The sequence below is a fragment of the Streptomyces sp. NPDC028289 genome, from assembly GCF_055565975.1.
Genome location: NZ_JBVHTI010000009.1, coordinates 278405 through 297968 on the forward strand (window position 1 = coordinate 278405; position 19564 = coordinate 297968).

A 19564-nucleotide genomic window follows, 5' to 3' on the forward strand; every position below is an offset into this window, starting at 1 on the left:
CACCCCCGTTTCCCCCTGGGTGGTGCAGATAATTATCCCGGGGGGTGTTTTTTACCGCCCCCGGGGGCGGGTGGGGTCGAATGCCGCCGACCCGCCCCCCCGTCCACACACAGATACCCTTGACATGTGACCGACGCCCAAGACACCGCAGCAGACAGTTCACTGCGCACCACCGGGGGTACCCCTCCGGACGACGCCGGATCTTCTGTGACGGGGGCGCCGATCCCTTTGCTGGAGCCCCGTGAGGGCATTCCGCCGGTGATCGTGGACGAGGCCTCGCTGGCCGGCGTGATCGCCGCCTTCGCCGCCGGCTCCGGGCCGGTCGCCGTCGACGCCGAGCGCGCCTCCGGCTACCGCTACGGCCAGCGCGCCTACCTCGTCCAGCTGCGCCGCGAGGGCGCGGGGACCGCGCTGATCGATCCCGTCGCCTGCCCCGACCTGTCCGGCCTCGGCGAGGCGCTGGCCGGCGTCGAATGGGTGCTGCACGCGGCCACCCAGGACCTGCCCTGCCTGCGCGAGATAGGCATGACGCCCAGCAGCCTCTTCGACACCGAGCTGGCCGGGCGGCTCGCCGGGTTCCCCCGGGTCGGGCTCGGCGCGATGGTCGAGGGCGTCCTCGGATTCGTGCTCGAAAAGGGCCACTCGGCCGTCGACTGGTCGACCCGGCCGCTGCCCGAGCCCTGGCTGCGGTACGCGGCGCTGGACGTCGAGCTGCTCGTCGACCTGCGGGACGCCCTGGAGAAGGAGCTGGACCGGCAGGGGAAGCTGGAGTGGGCGCGGCAGGAGTTCGACGCGATCGCGGCCGCGCCGCCGGCCGAGCCGCGCAAGGACCCCTGGCGCCGCACGTCGGGAATGCACAAGGTGCGCCGGCGCCGGCAGCTGGCGGTGGTACGGGAGCTGTGGCAGACCCGGGACCGGATCGCGCAGAAGCGGGACGTGTCGCCGGGCAAGGTGCTCAGTGACGCGGCGATCGTGGAGGCCGCGCTGGCACTGCCGGCCAATGTGCACGCCCTCGCGGGACTGAACGGCTACGGCCACCGGATGGGGCGGCGGCAGCTGGAGCAGTGGCAGGCGGCGGTGGACCGCGCCAGGACGCTGCCGGACCCCGCGCTGCCGCAGCCGGGGCAGCCCGTGACGGGGCCGCCGCCGCCCCGGGCGTGGGCCGACAAGGACCCCGCCGCGGCGGCGCGCCTGTCGGCCGCCCGGGCCGCGGTCTCGGCCCTGGCCGAGCAGCTCACCATGCCGCAGGAGAACCTCGTCGCGCCGGACACCGTGCGCCGGCTCTGCTGGGAGCCGCCGCAGGTGGTCGACGCGGAGACCGTGGGGGCCGCGCTGGTGGGGTACGGCGCGCGGCCCTGGCAGGTGGAGCAGGTGACACCGGCGCTGGTGGCGGCGCTGTCCGCCTAGGCGGACGGCCGGCACACGACGTCGGCGGCCGGTCCGCCTCGCTCACTCACTGCGGGTCCCTGCGACCGGTTCGCCCTGCGGCGGTTCCGGTTCGGCCGGATCAGTCCGGTCGGCCGGGCCGTCCAGGAACGCGGTGTGGAGATGCCTGCCCCGGTCCACGGAGAAGTCGATCTCGGGCAGGAGGTCCGGAACGGCGATCGCGGTCATCAGGTTGCGGTACATGCGAGAAATCCGCGTCTCGACATTCCGCATGTGCCGGTCGAGGGTGTTCGAGATGAGCACCACTCCGGCCCAGTTCCCCGCGATCTGGTAGGCCTGCTCCTCGACGTCGACGAAATTCTTCAGCTCGCCGCGTCGCCGCGCTTCGGTGAGCTGCTCCGTATTGAAAGCGATCCAGTCCGGCCAAGGCGTTCCGTAGGTCTCCGGCGCATTACTGTGGAACGACAGCTTCAAAGCGGCCTGAAGCGCGTTCTCGTGGGAGATCCGGTGGGCCAGGATCATTCCGATGTCGACCACCTCCTGGAGCATGATCCGCTGTTCCCGCAGGCCGTCCATGGTCAGCGTGTTGTGCATGATGGCCGTCGCCACTTCGACCTTTCCGCCCGGGAAATGCCGGTAGAAGGCCCCCTTGCTGGTCTGTGCGGCGGTGATGAGGTCACCGATCGACGTGCCTTCATAACTGTCCATCACGAAAAGCGCACCGGCGGTGTCGAGGATTCGCTGCCTCGTGTCGATGGCGCGTTGTTGCTGACGTCGCGGCCTGCGCGGGTTGCTCATTCGATCTCGCCTTCGAGGCCCGCCGACGGGAATACGACCGAACGGGCTTTGTCCGGGACAGCCGCGCACGCATTTCGAAACGCCCCTCCGCGCACGCGCTGATCAGCGCCCCGATACTACCCCGGAGACCGGACCGGGCGAGGGGCTCACGGGACCGGGCGAAGACCGTCCCGCGCCCCCGCCCGTGGAGCGGTGGACACCGCCCGCGACCGCTCCTCGCTTGACGTCACCATGCCAGAGTTCCAGACTTGGCGAGTCATAACAGACCGAGTAGTCCCTTCTAGCCGGGAGACCATCACGGCAACATGGACATAACTCCTCTTTGGGTAACGCTCCTTGGCTGCCGTGAGCACCCAGCCGGCCATCCGGTCCGAACAACGGCCCCTCACATCCGGTAAGTTTCCGGGCAGTTCATGGAACCGACGCACCGTTCCGCCGGAACAAAGGGGAAGCAGCGCGGAAGAGACCACTTGGTCCAAACAGGCCTGGCGACACAGGGCCGGGGCAGTCGGCCGGACTCGGTACGGCAGTGCCCTTTCAGACACTTTCACCGGCCGAGCGGCGAGCCGAACCGTGGCCCCGCCCCCGCCCACACCCGCTGGGGAGTCCGCAGCCATGACCACCGTCCCCTCCGTCGTCGCGGCCGTGTCACGGACCGATCCCGCCGCCGGCACCGTCGCGGTGGTCGCCCCGTACGAGGGAGGGGGACCGTGTCCCCGGGCCTTCGCGGGGCCCGGCCGGCCGGCCGTGGCCGTCCTTCCGGAGCACCGGCTGCGCCCGCCTGCGTACCGGAACGCGACGCTGCCCGCCGGGTACGGCGACACGGTCGTGCACCGGGGACTGCGGCAGACGGTCAAGGCGCTGCGGGCGCTCGGGGTGTCCGCCGTCGTCGCGGGCGGGACCGGGGGCATCGAACTGGCCGAGCGGATCGCCTGGCAGCTCGGTCTCCCCGGAGCCGATCCCGCGAACTCGCCGCTGAGATACGACCGCGGCGCCCAGGCGGACCGGCTGGCCCGGCTGGGGATCCCGGCGCCGCGGGGCATCCGTACCGCGCGCCCGGCCGACGCCGTGGCCTGGGCGCGGTCGCACCCCGCGGCCGGCTACCTGCTCGCCCCGGCGGCCGCCGGAACCCCGGTCGACGCGGTGGAATGCGCGGACGAAGGCGGGATCGGCGCGGCCTGGCCGGCGCTGTGGCACGCGGCCGCCCGGCACTCGGGCAGCCCGCACCTGGTGCTGACCGAACTGCCCGGCCGCCGCCGGTACACGGTCGACACCGTCACCCGCCCCGGCCCGGACGGGCGGCCCCAGCACGTGGTCACCGGGCTGCGGGCGGACGACCCTGCCGGACCGCGCGCGCCGGGCAGCCCGTCGGTGCCGGCCCTGACGGGCTACACGATCCGGGTGCTCGACGCGCTCGGCGTGGTGTGCGGCCCGGCCACCGTCCGGCTCGCGTACCGCGACGACGACACGGCCGGCCGTGGGCCACTGCTGATCTGCGCACTCGCGGCGCCCGTCATGACACGGGCCGTCGGCGTGCCTGGCCTCCGGCCCCCTCCCACCGTCCCCTTCATCCGGGACCGTCCATGACCCGGCGGCCGTCCGCCCGCGTACCCCACCACCCGAGAGGAACCCCTGTGCTCACGTCATCCGCGCCCCGGCCCCGCCCCGCCGGCACCCGGCGGCTGTTGACGGGCAACGCCCGCATCTTCGAGCTGGGCACGCACACCGCGGACCGCGGACCGGCGTCGCCTCGCACCGTCTCGGTGACCGCCGTGGCAGGACTGCGGGTCGTGGTGGGTTGCTCGCGCAGTTCCTCCCCCAGCCTTCGGCCGGGGGTACCCCCAGCGCCCCTGAAGGGGCGCGTCACCATGTGACGTTCGCCGCTCCACCCTCCAGGACTGGGCAGCCACGTTACTCATAAGTAGCATGGGGCCTGAGCGCGTGCTCAGCGCATCGCAGCAGTGCCATCCCGCACCCTGGAGGAGAGCCAATCGTGCCTCGTACCGTCAGGGATGTCGTCTTCGTCGACGGCGTCCGTACCCCGTTCGGCAAGGCGGGCCCGAAGGGCATCTACCACGAGACCCGTGCCGACGACCTCGTCGTGAAGGCGATCCGGGAGCTGCTGCGCCGCAACCCCGGTCTGGACACCAAGAAGATCGACGAGGTCGCCGTCGCCGCGACCACGCAGATCGGTGACCAGGGTCTGACCATCGGCCGTACCGCGGGCATTCTCGCGGGCCTGCCGACCTCCGTGCCCGGTTACTCCATCGACCGCATGTGCGCCGGCGCCCTGACCGCCGTCACCACGGTCGCCGGTTCCGTCGCCTTCGGCGCGTACGACGTCGCCATCGCCGGCGGTGTCGAGCACATGGGCCGCCACCCGATGGGCGAGGGCGTCGACCCGAACCCGCGGTTCGTCAGCGAGAAGCTGGTCGACGAGTCGGCACTGTTCATGGGCATGACCGCCGAGAACCTGCACGACCGCTACCCGCAGATCACCAAGCTGCGCGCGGACGAGTACGCGGTGCGCTCGCAGGAGAAGGCCGCCAAGGCGTACGCCAACGGCAAGATCCAGGCCGACCTGGTGCCGATCTCGGTACGCCGGACCAACCCGGAGGGCGGCGAGACCGGTTGGGGACTCGTCACCGCCGACGAGCCGATGCGGCCGGGGACCACCCTGGAGAACCTGTCGGGTCTGAAGACGCCGTTCCGCGTGCACGGGCGGGTCACCGCCGGTAACGCGGCCGGTCTGAACGACGGTGCGACCGCCTCGATCATCGCCTCCGAGGACTTCGCCCGCGAGAACAACCTGCCGGTGAAGATGCGCCTCGTGTCGTACGCCTTCGCGGGTGTCGAGCCCGAGGTCATGGGCTACGGCCCGATCCCGGCCACGGAGAAGGCGCTCGCCCAGGCCGGGCTGAGCATCTCCGACATCGGTCTGTTCGAGATCAACGAGGCCTTCGCCGTGCAGGTGCTGGCCTTCCTCGACCACTACGGCATCGCGGACGACGACGAGCGCGTCAACCAGTACGGCGGCGCCATCGCGTTCGGTCACCCGCTGGCCTCCTCCGGCGTGCGTCTGATGACGCAGCTGGCCCGCCAGTTCGAGGAGCAGCCGAACGTCCGCTACGGCCTGACCACCATGTGCGTCGGCTTCGGCATGGGCGCGACGGTCATCTGGGAGAACCCGCACTTCGAGGGGGACAAGTGAGCACCACCGCCGAGCTTCTGAAGCAGGCCTCGGACCTGTTCCCCGACGAGGTCGTGACGTCGGCGCACGTACGCCACTTCGACCTGCCGTTCGGGGCGGGCCGCTTCGCGCTGATCACCCTCGACAACGGCCTCGACCACACCAAGCCGACCACCTTCGGCCCGGCCTCGCTGGCGAACCTCAACACCGCCGTCGACCAGGTCGAGAAGGAGGCCGCCGACGGCACGATCGTCGGTGTCGGCATCACCGGCAAGCCGTTCATCTTCGCGGTCGGCGCCGACCTCAAGGGTGTCGAGCTCCTCAAGGAGCACGAGCACGCGCTCGCCATCGGCAAGGGCGGCCACGAGGTCTTCAAGCGCCTCGCGGGTCTCGCGGTGCCGACCTTCGCGTACTACAACGGTGCCGCCATGGGCGGTGGCGTCGAGGTCGGTCTGCACTGCACGTACCGGACCGTCTCGAAGGCCATCCCGGCGTTCTCGCTGCCCGAGGTCTTCCTCGGTCTGGTCCCGGGCTGGGGCGGCTGCGCGCTGCTGCCGAACCTGATCGGCGCCGACAAGGCCGTCTCGGTGATCATCGAGAACAGCCTCAACCAGAACAAGCAGCTCAAGGGCGAGCAGGTCTTCGACCTCGGCATCGCCGACGCCCTCTTCGAGGGCGCCGACTTCCTTGAGCAGTCGCTGATCTGGACCGCCCAGGTACTGAAGGGCGACATCGAGGTCGAGCGTCCCGTGATCGACCGCGGCGAGGCCTGGGACCAGGCCGTCGCGCGCGGCCGGTTCATCGCGGACTCCAAGGTGCACGGCGCCGCCCCGGCCGCCTACCGCGCCCTGGACATCATCGCCGCCGCCAAGAACGGCGACCTCCAGCAGGGGTACGACGCCGAGGACGTGGCCCTCGCCGACCTGATCATGGGTGGCGAACTGCGCGCCGGCATCTACGCGTTCAACCTGGTGCAGAAGCGCGGCAAGCGCCCGGCGGGTGCCCCGGACAAGAACCTGGCGCGTCCGGTCACCAAGGTGGGCGTCGTGGGCGCGGGTCTCATGGCCTCGCAGCTCGCGCTCCTCTTCCTGCGCCGCCTGGAGGTGCCGGTCGTACTGACCGACATCGACCAGGAGCGCGTCGACAAGGGTGTGGGCTACGTCCACACCGAGATCGAGAAGCTGCTCGGCAAGGGCCGGATCAACCAGGACAAGGCCAACCGCCTCAAGGCCCTGGTCACCGGTGTGCTGGACAAGGCCGAGGGCTTCTCCGACGCCGACTTCATCATCGAAGCGGTGTTCGAGGAGATCGGTGTCAAGCAGCAGGTGTTCGCGGAGGTCGAGGCGGTCGCCCCGGCGCACGCGATCCTGGCGACGAACACCTCCTCCCTCTCGGTGACGGAGATGGCGTCGAAGCTCAAGAACCCCGAGCGGGTCGTGGGCTTCCACTTCTTCAACCCGGTCGCGATCCTGCCGCTCCTTGAGATCGTGCGCGGCGAGCAGACCGACGACGCCTCGCTGGCCACGGCCTTCGCCGTCGCCAAGAAGCTGAAGAAGACCGCGGTTCTGGTCAAGGACGCCCCGGCGTTCGTCGTGAACCGCATCCTCACCCGCTTCATGGGCGAGATCCAGAACGTCATCGACGAGGGCACCCCGGTCGAGGTCGCGGAGAAGGCGGTCGAGCCGCTGGGCCTGCCGATGTCGCCGCTGGTGCTCCTGGAGCTGGTCGGTCCCGCCATCGGCCTGCACGTCTCGGAGACCCTCAACCGGGCCTTCCCGGACCGTTTCACGGTCTCTCCGAACCTCGCGGCCGTCGTCAAGGCGGGCAAGCGCGGCTTCTACGTCTACGACAGCGGGAAGCCGGAGCTCGACCCCGAGGTCGCCGCGCTGCTCAAGCAGGGCGACGTCGTCCTCACCGAGGAGCAGGTCCGCGACCGTGTCCTGGACGCCGTCGCCCAGGAGATCGGGCTCATGCTCGACGAGGGTGTCGTCGCCGAGGCGCAGGACATCGACCTCTGCCTGATCACGGGCGCCGGCTGGCCCTTCCACCTGGGCGGCATCACGCCGTACCTGGACCGCGAGGGCGTCTCGGAGCGCGTGAACGGCAAGAAGTTCCTGGCCCCGGGCGTGGCTTCGGTCCCGGCGTAACGGCCACAGCAGTACGAGAGGGGCCCTCCGCACCGCGCGGAGGGCCCCTTTTCACGTGCCGTACGGAGGTCAGACCTCGCGCCAGGCCTCAAGGGCCAGCCCGGGCTCGTCCTTGCGGCGGGTGAGGAGGAGCTGGCCGGTGGACGGGGACAGGCTCGTCGCGGTCACCCGGCCCTCCGCGTCCGTGGTCAGGGCCACCCGGGCGTCGGCCGGGAGTTGCGGTCCCGACTCGGTCCACCAGGCGCCGGCCCGCTCGTCCTGGGTCGGATACGCGGCGAAGGCCACCCGGCCGCTCGCCGAGCGCTGGGCGAGCAGGGTGCAGTCATACCCGTCGAGTTCGCAGCGGACCGCGGCGACCGGGCCGGGCCCGGCGGAGGCCAGCAGGGCGTACGGCTTGCCGCCCGGACGCCAGGCGCACAGGTCACCGGACTCGTCGGTGTAGAAGAGGGTCGTGCTCCCGGCCGAGGTGGCGAGGGCGGTGAGGGTGCCCGGGCGGACCGGGGCCTCCAGCGCCTCCAGCTGCACGGGCGGCTTAGCGGCCTCCTCCTGACGCCAGTAGACGATCCCGCCGGGCACGGCCGCGTACACCTCGACGCGCCCCGACTCGCCGGTCACCGCGGCGAGCCCGTCCTCGACCAGCCGCCCCTTCAGGTCCCGCCACGGCTCCCAGCCGCCCTTCTCCTTCTGCGCGACCATGCTCACCCCGCGCCCCCGGTTGCGGACGAAGACATGGGCTCGCCCCTCCGCGTCCACGGCGACGGCCGGTGCCCCGGTCGCCTCCCCCCTCTTGCTCGGGTGGCCGATCGACTGCCAGTCCAGGGCGGCCAGACGCGGCCGGAAGTGGGTGGAGTGGACGAGCCCCGACTCGCCGTTCACGGTGGGCCGCCAGGCGACCAGATGGGCGTACCCGTCGACGCCCTGTCCCACCGCGAAGCCCGGGTGCAGCCGCTGGTCGCCGCCCACTTTCCGGGGCGTGCCCCAGGGCGCGCCGGGTCCGCGTTCCGCCCGGCACAGCACGGCGTCGCCGGACGGCAGATAGACACTGAGCCGGCCGTCACGGCCGCGGAGGAGCCAGTCGCCGTTCACCGCTTCACTCTAAGCGGGGCCGTTCGCGGCAGTGGGGCGGCCCCTGGCGTGCGAGGCTTGGGGCATGGAAGACGAAGCTCCCCTGCTGGTGATCGTCGACGGCGCGAACGTCGTCGGGTCGCGGCCGGACGGCTGGTGGCGGGACCGCAAGGGAGCCGCCGAACGGCTGCGCGACCGGCTCGCCGAGCGGGGGCTGCCCGGCCGCCCGACGCCGGTGGAGCTGGTGCTCGTCGTGGAGGGCGCGGCCCGCGGGGTGGCCTCGGTGCCCGGGGTACGGGTGGAGTCGGCACCCGGCAGCGGCGACGACCTGATCGTGGAACTGGCCGCCGAGGACCCCGGCCGGCCCCGGCTCGTCGTCACCGCCGACCGCGAACTGCGCAGCCGGGTCACCGAGTTGGGCGCCGAGGTGATCGGCCCGAGCGCCCTGCTGCACTAGGCGCTCCGCTGGAAGCGCCGCGACAGGCCGGCTGTCGACGGCGGCGCCGTCGTGGCTGGTCGCGCAGTTCCTCCCCCAGCCTTCGGCCGGGGGTACCCCCAGCGCCCCTTACGGGGCACTCGGCGCCCTGACGTACAGCACCGCCCCGTCCACCTCGCCCGCCTGTTCGTACCCGGCCGCGAGCAGTCTGCGCAGGCCGGGGACGCGGTCGGGGCCGTACGGCTTGCCGCGGGAGTCGTCGATCACCAGGGCCGGTGCCCGGTCGGCCAGTTCCGCGCGGAAGACGGGCCAGGTGCCGGCGACGGCGTACTTCTCGCCGACCTGCGGGCCGTCCCGGCCGCCGCTGAAGTTGGTGAGGAGGCCGGCGGTGAGGTAGCGGGTGGCGGGGGTGCGGTCGGCGAGCCAGTACGTCTCCGGGTGTATGCCCCAGACCAGGACCCGGTCGCCGGGCGCGGTACGGCGGTCGAGGGCGAGCGCCAGCCTCTGGGCGTGCGCGAGTTCGGGGCGGGGGGCCAGGACGCCCCAGGTCAGGAACAGGGTGCAGGCGCAGGCCGAGGCGAGGACGGCGGCCGAGGTCCGTTCCCGGGGCAGGATCTGCAGCGCGGCCGTGGCCAGCAGCGCGAGCGGCGGGGTGAGTTGCAGGAAGTAGTGGCCGAAGAAGTGGAAGCCGAGGGTGACGGCGGCCGCCGACGCGGCCAGCCACAGCCACAGGTCGACGGCGCCGGTACGGGCGATGCGCAGGGCCCGCGCGATGGGCGGGAGCAGGCCGGCCGAGGCCGCGCCGAGGATCGCGGTGTTGGCCACCGCCCGTACCAGCACGTGGAGTTCCGAGCCGGTGAAGGAGGCGTAGGCGCCGGAGCCGGTGACCGTCCAGAAGGCGAAGCCGGCCGGGTCCGTGGCCAGGGCCGCGCCCAGCACGGGCAGGGCGGCACCGGCCGCCAGCCTGAGCAGGCCCGCGCGCGCACCGCCGTACCGGTTGAGGAGGTAGAGCACCGGCAGCAGGACGGCCCCGCCGGTCTGCTTGGTGAGGAAGGCGCACGCGACGGCGGCCCCGGCCGCTGCCCAGCGGCGGCGGTCGGCGCACCACATCGCGGCGGCCGTGCAGGGCAGCATGAACACCTCGAAGGTGGCCGCCTGCGCGTCCTCGGGGTTGAGCCCGACCGAGACCAGCAGGTACAGCGCCCCGGCGGTACGGCCCGCGCGGTCGCCCCAGCGCCGCCGGGCGAGCGAGGCGAGCAGCGCGGCGGTGGTCAGCTGGGCCAAGACGGCGAGGACCCGGACCGCGGTGAGCGACCCGGACCCGAAGACCGCAAAGGTCCCCTCGTACAGCCACGGCAGCAGCGGCGGCTTGCGGTCCACGACCGTCTCGTACAGCTGCCCGCCGCGCGCCAGCATGCGGGCCTGTACGGCGAGAAAGCCCTCGTCCGGGTTCCACAGCGGCCGGAGGAAGGAGGGCACCCTGGTGACGCAGGCCAGCACGGCGAGCAGCGGCAGCAGCCGCGTCCAGTACCCCTTCCCTGCGACTACGGACCGTGGTGGGGCGAGGGGCGCGAGAAGCATGGGGAGCACGCTATCCGGCCCCGCAGCCCCATCCGGACGGGACATACGGGGCCGAAGTGGCGAGAGTGCCGGTCACGGAGTGTCGGCGGGCGTCCGTTCGGCCTGGGCGAGGCGGCTGTGCGAGCGGCCGTAGAGGAAGTAGACGACGAAGCCGATGACCATCCAGACGGCGAACCGCAGCCAGGTCTCTGCGGGCAGGTTGAGCATCAGCCACAGCGAGGCCAGCACGGACACGACCGGCAGCACCGGCACCCAGGGGGTGCGGAAGGACCGCTCCAGGTCGGGCCGGGTGTTGCGCAGGATGATCACGCTGATCGCGACGACGATGAAGGCGAAGAGCGTGCCGATGTTCACGAGTTCGGCGAGTTCGCTGAGACTGGTGAAGCCGGCGACGATCGCGATGACGACGCCGAGCAGGATGGTCGGCCGGTACGGGGTGCGGAACCTCGGGTGGGTGTGCGAGAAGAAGCGGGGCAGCAGGCCGTCCCGGCTCATGGCGAAGAACACCCGGGACTGGCCGAGCAGCAGGATCATGCAGACGGTGGTCAGGCCGACGGCGGCACCGAAGCTGATCAGGCCGGCGAACCAGGGGTGTCCGGTGGCCTTGAAGGCGTCGGCCAGCGGGGCGTCCACGGACAGCTCGCGGTACTTCTGCATGCCGGTCACCACGACGGCCACGGCGACGTACAGCAGGGTGCAGATGATCAGGGAGCCGATGATGCCGCGCGGCACGTCCCGCTGGGGGTTGCGGGTCTCTTCGGCGGCGGTGGCGACGACGTCGAAGCCGATGAAGGCGAAGAAGACGACGGAGGCGGCGGTGAAGATGCCCATGACGCCGAAGTTCGAAGGTGCCCAGCCGAACATCAGCTGGATCAGCGGGGCCTTGAGGTTGCCGCCGGCCGGCACGGCCTCCTTGGGCGGGATGAAGGGGCTGTAGTTGCCGCTGTGGATGAAGAAGGCGCCCGCGATGATGACGACCAGGACGACGGCCACCTTGATGGCGACGACGACCGAGGTGACCCGGGCGGAGAGCTTCATGCCGACGACGAGGATCGCGGTGAGGACGAGGACCAGGGCGGCGGCGAGGATGTCGAAGCCGAAGCCGTGGGCGCCGTCGCGGCCGCTGAGGTACGCCGGCAGATGCCAGCCGGCGTTGTCGAGCAGCGAGTGGATGTACCCCGACCAGCCGACGGCGACCACCGCCGTGCCCAGCGCCAGCTCCAGCACCAGGTCCCAGCCGATGATCCACGCGGGGAACTCGCCGAGGGAGGCGTACGAGAAGGTGTACGCGGAGCCGGCCACCGGGACGGTGGAGGCGAACTCTGCGTAGCAGAGTGCGGCGAGGCCGCAGACGACGCCGGCCACGACGAAGGAGAGCGCGACGGCGGGGCCTGCGGTGTTCTTGGCCGCCGTGCCGGTCAGGACGAAGATGCCGGTGCCGATGATGACACCCACGCCGAAGACCGTGAGGTCCAGGGCCGACAGCGACTTCCTGAGCGCGTGCTCCGGTTCCTCGGTGTCCTTGATGGACTGTTCGACGTTCTTGGTCCTGAAGAGGGTACTGCTCACGTGCCTACCTCCCACGTTTGTCGTCCTCGACATGATCGAGAGGGCCGGGGGTGCGTATGCCCCGGCAAGGGCAGGTTCACGCAGATGGGTCGGTCTCGCCACCGGAGGGGTGAGAGAGACCGACCCATTGGGGTGGTGCGGGGTGCGTCGGGGGGTGCGGGTGCGTGGGGGCTGGTCGCGCAGTTCCTCCCCCAGCCTTCGGCCGGGGGTACCCCCAGCGCCCCTTTGGGGCGCGCCCCAGCTGGGGGCGCTTCAGATCAATCCCTTGCCGGTTCCACCGAACCGACATCCGTCGGCTGGCCGTCGAGCTTAGCCACCAAGCCCGTCACCTGGCGGGCGATGTCCGGGGCCGTGAGCCCGATCTCCGCCATGACCTCGGCCCTCGACGCGTGGTCGAGGAAGCGGGGCGGGATGCCGAAGTCGCGGAGGGGGACGTCGACGCCCGCGTCGCGCAGGGCCTGGGCGATGGTGGAGCCCACGCCGCCGACGCGGACGTTGTCCTCGACCGTGACGACCACCCGGTGACGCTCGGCCAGCGGGGCCATCGCCTCGTCGACCGGCTTGACCCAGCGCGGGTCGACCACGGTGGTGGAGATGCCCTGCTTGTCGAGGAGGGCGGCGATCTCCAGGCACATGGGGGCGAGGGCGCCCACGGAGACCAGGAGCACGTCCGGGGTGTCGGTGCCGGGCTCGCGCAGCACGTCCATGCCGCCGACCCTGCCGACGGCGGCCACGGCGGGGCCGACCGCGCCCTTCGAGAAGCGGACGACCGTCGGGGCGTCGTCGACCTCGACGGCCTCGCGGAGCTGCGCCCGGACCTGGTCGGCGTCGCGCGGGGCGGCGAGCCTGAGGCCGGGGACCACCTGGAGGATCGACATGTCCCACATGCCGTTGTGGGAGGCGCCGTCGGTGCCGGTGACGCCGGCCCGGTCCAGGACGAACGTCACCCCGCACCGGTGCAGGGCCACGTCCATCAGCACCTGGTCGAAGGCGCGGTTGAGGAAGGTGGCGTACACGGCGAAGACGGGGTGCAGGCCGACCGTGGCGAGGCCCGCCGCGGAGACGGCGCCGTGCTGCTCGGCGATGCCGACGTCGTAGATGCGGTCGGGGAAGGTGTCCGCGAACTTCTTCAGGCCGACCGGCTGGAGCATGGCCGCCGTGATGGCGACGATGTCCTCGCGCTCCTTGCCGAGCTCGACCATCTCGTCGCCGAAGACCGAGGTCCAGTCGGCGCCGGAGGCCTTGACCGGCAGGCCGGTGTCGGGGTGGATGGGGCCGATGCCGTGGAAGCGGTCGGCCTCGTCCTGGAGGGCGGGCTGGTAGCCGCGGCCCTTCTCGGTGAGGCAGTGCACGATCACCGGGCCGCCGAACCGTTTGGCCCGCGCCAGGGCCGACTCCAGGGCCTCCATGTCGTGGCCGTCGATCGGGCCGACGTACTTCAGGCCCAGGTCCTCGAACATGCCCTGCGGGGCGATGAAGTCCTTCAGCCCCTTCTTGGCGCCGTGCAGGGTGTCGTAGAGCGGCCTGCCGACGACCGGCGTGCGCTCCAGCAGGTCCTTGCCGCGGGCCAGGAACCGCTCGTACCCGTCCGTCGTACGCAGGGTCGCCAGGTGATTGGCGAGGCCTCCGATGGTCGGGGCGTACGAGCGCTCGTTGTCGTTGACGACGATGACGAGCGGGCGGTCCTTGGCGTCGGCGATGTTGTTCAGCGCCTCCCAGGCCATGCCGCCGGTCAGGGCGCCGTCACCGATCACGGCGACGACGTGGCTGTCCCGTTCGAGCAGCTGGTTGGCCTTGGCGATGCCGTCGGCCCAGCCGAGCACGGTGGAGGCGTGGCTGTTCTCGATGACGTCGTGCTCGGACTCGGCCTGCGAGGGGTAGCCGGACAGGCCGCCCTTCTGCTTCAGCTTCGAGAAGTCCTGGCGGCCGGTCAGCAGCTTGTGCACGTAGGACTGGTGGCCGGTGTCCCAGAGCACCTTGTCCTTCGGGGAGTCGAAGACGCGGTGCAGGGCGATGGTGAGCTCGACCACGCCCAGGTTGGGACCGAGGTGTCCGCCGGTCTTGGAGACCGCTTCGACGAGGAAGCTCCGGATCTCCTCTGCCAGCTGGACCAGCTCCTCGGGGCTGAGCCGGTCCAGATCGCGCGGTCCCCTGATACGGGTCAGCAGCGGCACCCGTGCCTCCTTGCAGTAGAGCTGATCGAGCTGTTGCCGGGCTCGTCGAGTCTAATGTTCCGCCCGGGCGGAACGACTCCGGCCCTTGGGTCATGGGTCACGCGATCGGCTGTACCCATCATGAGCCCCACCTATGACACGACTGTGCCCGGCACTCTCCAGTGCCGGGCACAGTCGGAAACCCAGGGGCGCGAGGAACTGCGCGACCAGCCACGACGGCGAGTCAGCGGCAATGTCACCGCACCCCCAACGGCGATCGGCGTCAGCCGCGACCCGCCGCCTTCTGGCTCTTGCGGGAGACGGAGTCGATGACGACCGCACCCAGCAGAACACCACCGGTGATCATGTACTGGATCGACGTGTTCATGTTCAGCAGGTCGAGGCCGGTCTGGATGGACTGGATGACCAGCATGCCCAGAAGGGCGGACCAGACGGTACCGCGGCCACCGAACAGCGACGTACCACCGATGACGGCCGCCGCGATGGCGAGCATCAGCGTGTTGCCGCCACCGGCGTTGAGCGTCGCGCTCGCGGTCTGGCCGGCGAAGAACATACCGCCGATCGCCGCGAAGCCGCCGGAGATCGCGAACACGGTGATCCGGACCATCGGCACGCTGATACCCGCACGGCGGGCCGCCTCGATGCCGCCGCCGACCGCGAAGACCTTGCGGCCGTACGTGGTGCGGCGCAGCACGAAGTCGACGATGACCAGGGACGCGAGGAAGATCACCAGCGCGTTGGAGACACCGGCCGCGTTGTTCAGCACGGCCGCGGCCACGAAGGACGCGATCGCGAGCAGGGCGACGCGGATGAGGATCTCGCTGGTGGGCCGGAACGGCACACCCGCCGCACGGCGCCGGCGCTGCTCGTTGAACTGGCCCAGGGCGGACAGGACGACGCCGAGGCCGGCCAGCAGGTAGGCGCCGATGATGGCCTGGTCCATGAAGAAGGAGCTCTGGCCGAGGATGTGCACCGGGCCGCTGTCGGCCGGGATGTTGATCGTGCCGCTGTCGCCCAGCAGCCACAGCATCAGGCCGTTCCAGCCGAGGAAGCCGGCCAGGGTGACCACGAACGCGGGTACGCCGATCTTGGCGAAGAACCAGCCGTGCAGCGCGCCGATGCCGATGCCCGTGATGATCGTCAGGACCAGGGCCAGCCACTGGTTCATTCCGTGGTTGACCACGAAGACGGCGAACACCGTGGAGGCCAGACCGCTCACCGAGCCGACGGACAGGTCGATCTCGCCGAGCAGCAGCACGAACACCAGACCGATGGCGAGCATGCCGGTGGCCGAGAGGAAGTAGCTGATGTTGGAGAGGTTGTCCGCGCTGAGGAACAGGCTGTTCTTCACCTGGAAGATGGTCCAGATGATGATCAGGCCGAGGACCACCGGCAGCGAGCCCAGCTCGCCGCCCTTCACCCGGCGGGTGAACTCGGTGAGGTAGCCCTTGAAGCCCTCCTCACGGACCAGCAGCCGCGGGTCGACGACCGTGACCGGCGCGGCCGTCGGGTCGTCGGCGGGGGCGACCGTGGTCGGGGCCGCGGCCGCCGCCTCGGTCTTGCCGAGCTCGGGCGACTCGTCGCCCTTCACGGTCTTGTTCGACGTCTCGCTCACTTTGCCGCCTCCGTGGTGCGTCGCCCGGAACGACGGGTCACGGCGTTGTCCGTGGCACCCGTGATCGCGGCGATGATCTCTTCCTGGCTGGTGCTCTTCACGGGGAAGAAACCGTTGTTCTTGCCCAGACGCAGCACGGCGACGGTGTCCGCGACCGCCTTCACGTCGGCCATGTTGTGGCTGATGAGGATGACGGCGAGGTTGCGCTCGCGCAGCCGCTCGACCAGGTCGAGGACCTGCGCGGTCTGCTCGACACCGAGGGCGGCGGTGGGCTCGTCGAGGATGACGACCTTGGGGTCGCCGATCAGGGCGCGGGCGATGGCCACGACCTGACGCTGACCGCCGGAGAGGCTGGCGATCGGGATGCGCACGCTCGGGATGCGGATGGAGAGCGTGCTCAGCAGCTCGCGGGCCTGCTTCTCCATCGTCACCTCGTCGATGACGCCGCGGTGCAGCAGCTCACGGCCGAGGAAGAGGTTCCCCACCACGTCGAGGTTGTCGCAGAGCGCGAGGTCCTGGTAGACCGTCGCGACACCCAGTCCCTGGGCGTCGTGCGGCTTGTTGATGCTGACGGAGTTGCCCTCCCATTCGATGACGCCCTCATCGATGGGATGCACACCCGCGATCGTCTTGACCAGGGTCGACTTTCCTGCGCCGTTGTCGCCCACCAGGGCGACCACTTCTCCGGCGTGGACCTCCAGATCGACGTCGGTGAGTGCCTGGACCGCACCGAATCGCTTGGAGACTCCGCGCAACGCCAGCACGGGCGTAGCGGACACGTGAACCATCTCCTTCGCCGCCTGACCGGCGGGGATGCCGCGCTTGGTGATCAGGCGCGGAGGGTCGTGCGGTACCTCGGACTGTCGCCGGGGTACGCACGCGGTTTACAAGATGAACATGCGCGAATCCGCTGCGCTTGGCAACGGGTCCGTCCGACGCCCGCTCCGGCAGCGGGGTTTGAAGGCCGGAGCGGGCGTCGGAGGGGTTTCGCGAGACCGCCGGACGGCCGTGGCACCTTGCGGAAGGGCCGGCGTCGGGCGGCCGGGGCCCGGGTGTCGTACTGCGATCACCCGGGCGCTGGCGGCCGGAGCCTCACGGCTCCAGGGCGGGACTACTGCAGGCCGGCGGCCTTGCAGGCCTTGGCGAACTCGCTGGTGCAGATGTCGGAGACGGTGTACAGACCGTCCTTGATCACCGTGTCCTTGATGTTGGCCTTGGTGACCGACACCGGGGTCAGCAGCTGCGAGGGCACCTTGTCGCCGGAGCCGCTGGTCTGCGTGCTGGTGGCGAGCGAGTCGATGCTCTTGCCCTGCAGCAGGTCCACGGCGATGGTGGCGGCGGCGTCGGCCTCCGGCTTGAACGCCTTGTAGACGGTGGAGGACTGGGTGCCGGCGACGATGCGCTGGATGCCCGCGAGCTCCGCGTCCTGACCGGTCAGCGGGATGCCGCTGATGCCGGCGCCCTTGAGGGTGGTGGCGATGCCACCGGCCATGCCGTCGTTGGCGGAGTAGACGCCCGCGATGTTCTTGGCACCGAGCTGGGTGATGGCAGCCTTCACCTTCTGCGCGGCGACGGTGTCCTTCCACAGGCCGGACTGCTCGTAGGCGATGTTCACCTTGCCGTCGAGGGCCTTGTGCGCGCCCTGCTTGAACTGGCCGGCGTTCGGGTCGGCGTCGTCACCGTTGATCATGACGATCTTGGACTTGGTGGTCGCCTTGGAGCCGAGGGCGTCGAGCAGGGCCTGGCCCTGGAGCTCGCCGACCTTGACGTTGTCGAAGGAGACGTAGGCCGAGACCTTGCCCTGCGCGAGGCGGTCGTACGCGACGACCTTGACGCCCTTGGCCACGGCGGCGTCGATGGAGGACTTGATGGCCGCAGAGTCCTGGGCGGAGATCACGATGACCTTGACGCCCTTGGTCACCATGGTGCTGACCTGCTGGGCCTGCTTGGCGGCGTCACCGGCGGCGTTCGCGTAGTCGACCGTGCAGTCGGCACACAGCTTCTTGACCTGGGCCTCGAAGTACGGGTGGTCGAACTTCTCGTAGCGCGCGGTCACGCTGTCGGGGAGCAGCAGGCCGATGGTCTTGCCACCGGAGGAGCTGCTGCTGCTCGAGTCGCTCTTCTTGTCGTCGCCGGCCTTGCCACAGGCGGCGACGGACAGCGCCATGGAAACCGCGGCGGTGCCGATCACGACTCTACGCATCGTTGCGTTCATTTGGGGGTGCCTCCCTGACAGGGCCGCAACGCTGCGGCCGAGGTGGCTCGAAGTCAACTCGGCCGCAAGTTCGACGTCAAGAAGTAAATACTTAACGAGATGGCAACGGCGCCATGCGTTCTCTAAGTGAAGACAGGTGCAACAGCGGACACAGAGCCGTCCAAAAGTGTCGAATCTCCCATCTCGCTGAGCGCGAGAGCAAGCGCTCCGAGCACCTCCGCGCGACCGCCGAGGGCCCCCGGAAGCACCGAGAGCTGGCGTGCGGCACTGGGGATCGCATAGCGCCCCACGGACTCCCTGATGGGCCCCAGGACCAGCTCTCCGGCCTCGGCGAGGTCGCCGCCGAGGACCACCCGGCTCGGGTTCAGCAGATTGCAGAGATTGGCCACCCCGCTGCCGATGTGACGGCCGACGTCGCCGATCACGCGACGGCAGCCCGGGTCCCCGTCCCGGGCCAGCCGCACGACGCCCTCCATGGTCAGGTCGGGGCCGTGACCGGGCTGGAGCAGCGGCAGCACGTAGCGGGCCGCCGCGAAGGTCTCCAGACAGCCGCGGTTGCCGCAGCGGCAGACCGGGCCGGACTCGTCGAGCGTAATATGTCCTATTTCGCCCGCCGTGCCGCCGGGGCCCCGGTAGATCTTCCCGTTGATCACCAGACCGGCGCCGACACCGCTCGCGACCTTGATGTACGCGAGATCGCGGACTCCCTTGCCGCTGCCCCAGACCAGCTCGCCGAGGGCGCCGAGGTTGGCGTCGTTGTCGACGTGCACGGGGACGCCGAGGCGGAGCCGGAGCTCCTCCGCGGGTCTCGCGCCGATCCAGCCGGGCAGGATGGCGCTGGAGCCGAGGGTGCCGGACTCGACGTCGATCGGTCCGGGGACGCCGACACCCACGCCGGCGATCTTCGAGCGGTCCACGCCGGTCGCCGCGATCAGGCGGTTGACCAGCTCCTCCGCCCTGTCGAAGCCCTGGCTGGACGACGCGTCCACGTCGAGGGGCTCGGACTCCTCGGCCAGCACCTGGTGGGCGAGGTTCCCGATCGCGACGCGCAGGTGGGTGTGGCCGAAGTCGACGCCTATGACGATGCCGGCGTCACCGCTCAGACTCACGCTGCGGGCCCTGCGGCCGCCCGCGGAGGTCGGCGTGACCTCGACGGTTCCGCCGTCCTTGAGCTCGCGCACGATGTTGGAGACCGTCGCGGCCGACAGGCCGGTCGTGCGCGCGATCTCCGCCTGCGTGAGCGATCCGGCCAGGCGTACGGCCCGTACGACACGTTCCAGGTTGGCTCGGTGCAGCGACGACTGCGACCCCGGAGTCTCCATCGACCCATCCACTCCCGCCATCGGAGGCGGCCACGGTGCCGCCAACGTGACCCAGATCACCTCACT

14 protein-coding genes are annotated in these 19564 nt (G+C 70.8%); 5 read left to right on the forward strand and 9 right to left on the reverse strand.

Features of this window, described 5'->3' with window-relative positions; all coding sequences use genetic code 11:
* Positions 1 to 126 precede the first annotated feature (126 nt).
* On the forward strand, positions 127 to 1407 hold the full coding sequence (locus ACZ4UV_RS41090) for an HRDC domain-containing protein (protein WP_467845128.1): 1281 nt from the start codon (positions 127 to 129) through the stop codon (positions 1405 to 1407).
* A gap of 42 nt (positions 1408 to 1449) precedes the next feature.
* On the opposite strand, the gene ACZ4UV_RS41095 is transcribed toward ACZ4UV_RS41090, so the two are convergent.
* A complete protein-coding gene (locus tag ACZ4UV_RS41095; RefSeq protein WP_467845131.1) occupies positions 1450 to 2184 on the reverse strand; it encodes a TetR family transcriptional regulator in 735 nt (244 codons plus the stop codon).
* A 615-nt stretch (positions 2185 to 2799) separates the two neighbouring features.
* On the opposite strand from ACZ4UV_RS41095, the gene ACZ4UV_RS41100 reads away from it, so the two are divergent.
* The 3 genes from ACZ4UV_RS41100 to ACZ4UV_RS41110 all read left to right on the forward strand — a co-directional run bounded on the left by ACZ4UV_RS41100 (position 2800) and on the right by ACZ4UV_RS41110 (position 7521).
* A complete protein-coding gene (locus ACZ4UV_RS41100) occupies positions 2800 to 3771 on the forward strand; it encodes a hypothetical protein (RefSeq protein WP_451023019.1) in 972 nt (323 codons plus the stop codon).
* Between the two features lie 406 nt (positions 3772 to 4177).
* Positions 4178 to 5395 carry a thiolase family protein gene (locus ACZ4UV_RS41105; protein WP_352359847.1) on the forward strand — a complete coding sequence of 406 codons (1218 nt, stop codon included), beginning with the start codon at positions 4178 to 4180 and terminating at the stop codon, positions 5393 to 5395.
* Complete coding sequence (locus ACZ4UV_RS41110) at positions 5392 to 7521, forward strand: 3-hydroxyacyl-CoA dehydrogenase NAD-binding domain-containing protein (protein WP_467845136.1); 2130 nt, start codon at positions 5392 to 5394, stop codon at positions 7519 to 7521. Before ACZ4UV_RS41105 ends, ACZ4UV_RS41110 begins: the two co-directional genes overlap by 4 nt.
* Before the next feature lie 69 nt (positions 7522 to 7590).
* On the opposite strand, the gene ACZ4UV_RS41115 is transcribed toward ACZ4UV_RS41110, so the two are convergent.
* Positions 7591 to 8607: a DUF8189 domain-containing protein gene (locus tag ACZ4UV_RS41115; protein ID WP_467845139.1), complete on the reverse strand. Its 1017-nt coding sequence runs from the start codon at positions 8605 to 8607 to the stop codon at positions 7591 to 7593.
* Between the two features lie 64 nt (positions 8608 to 8671).
* Between ACZ4UV_RS41115 and ACZ4UV_RS41120 the strand changes: the two genes are divergently transcribed.
* Positions 8672 to 9043: a PIN domain-containing protein gene (locus tag ACZ4UV_RS41120; protein ID WP_451023127.1), complete on the forward strand. Its 372-nt coding sequence runs from the start codon at positions 8672 to 8674 to the stop codon at positions 9041 to 9043.
* A 108-nt stretch (positions 9044 to 9151) separates the two neighbouring features.
* On the opposite strand, the gene ACZ4UV_RS41125 is transcribed toward ACZ4UV_RS41120, so the two are convergent.
* The 7 genes from ACZ4UV_RS41125 to ACZ4UV_RS41155 all read right to left on the reverse strand — a co-directional run bounded on the left by ACZ4UV_RS41125 (position 9152) and on the right by ACZ4UV_RS41155 (position 19498).
* Complete coding sequence (locus ACZ4UV_RS41125) at positions 9152 to 10603, reverse strand: ArnT family glycosyltransferase (RefSeq protein ID WP_451023126.1); 1452 nt, start codon at positions 10601 to 10603, stop codon at positions 9152 to 9154.
* A 72-nt stretch (positions 10604 to 10675) separates the two neighbouring features.
* The gene (locus tag ACZ4UV_RS41130; RefSeq protein WP_451023125.1) at positions 10676 to 12172 is read right to left on the reverse strand and encodes an amino acid permease; all 1497 of its coding nucleotides are present in this window, start codon (positions 12170 to 12172) and stop codon (positions 10676 to 10678) included.
* Between the two features lie 257 nt (positions 12173 to 12429).
* Complete coding sequence (gene dxs / locus ACZ4UV_RS41135; RefSeq protein WP_467845144.1) at positions 12430 to 14346, reverse strand: 1-deoxy-D-xylulose-5-phosphate synthase; 1917 nt, start codon at positions 14344 to 14346, stop codon at positions 12430 to 12432.
* 262 nt (positions 14347 to 14608) lie between these two features.
* Positions 14609 to 15961 (reverse strand): sugar ABC transporter permease, encoded by a 1353-nt coding sequence (locus tag ACZ4UV_RS41140; protein ID WP_390034909.1) that lies wholly within the window; start codon positions 15959 to 15961, stop codon positions 14609 to 14611.
* Positions 15958 to 16749, reverse strand: coding sequence for an ATP-binding cassette domain-containing protein (locus ACZ4UV_RS41145; RefSeq protein ID WP_388915392.1), 792 nt, complete (start codon positions 16747 to 16749; stop codon positions 15958 to 15960). The genes ACZ4UV_RS41140 and ACZ4UV_RS41145 overlap by 4 nt, the downstream gene beginning before the upstream one ends.
* A 323-nt stretch (positions 16750 to 17072) precedes the next feature.
* Positions 17073 to 18164, reverse strand: a complete 1092-nt coding sequence (locus ACZ4UV_RS41150; protein ID WP_351490023.1) for a sugar ABC transporter substrate-binding protein — start codon at positions 18162 to 18164, stop codon at positions 17073 to 17075.
* Between the two features lie 134 nt (positions 18165 to 18298).
* Positions 18299 to 19498: an ROK family transcriptional regulator gene (locus tag ACZ4UV_RS41155; RefSeq protein ID WP_451019221.1), complete on the reverse strand. Its 1200-nt coding sequence runs from the start codon at positions 19496 to 19498 to the stop codon at positions 18299 to 18301.
* Positions 19499 to 19564: the final 66 nt, after the last annotated feature.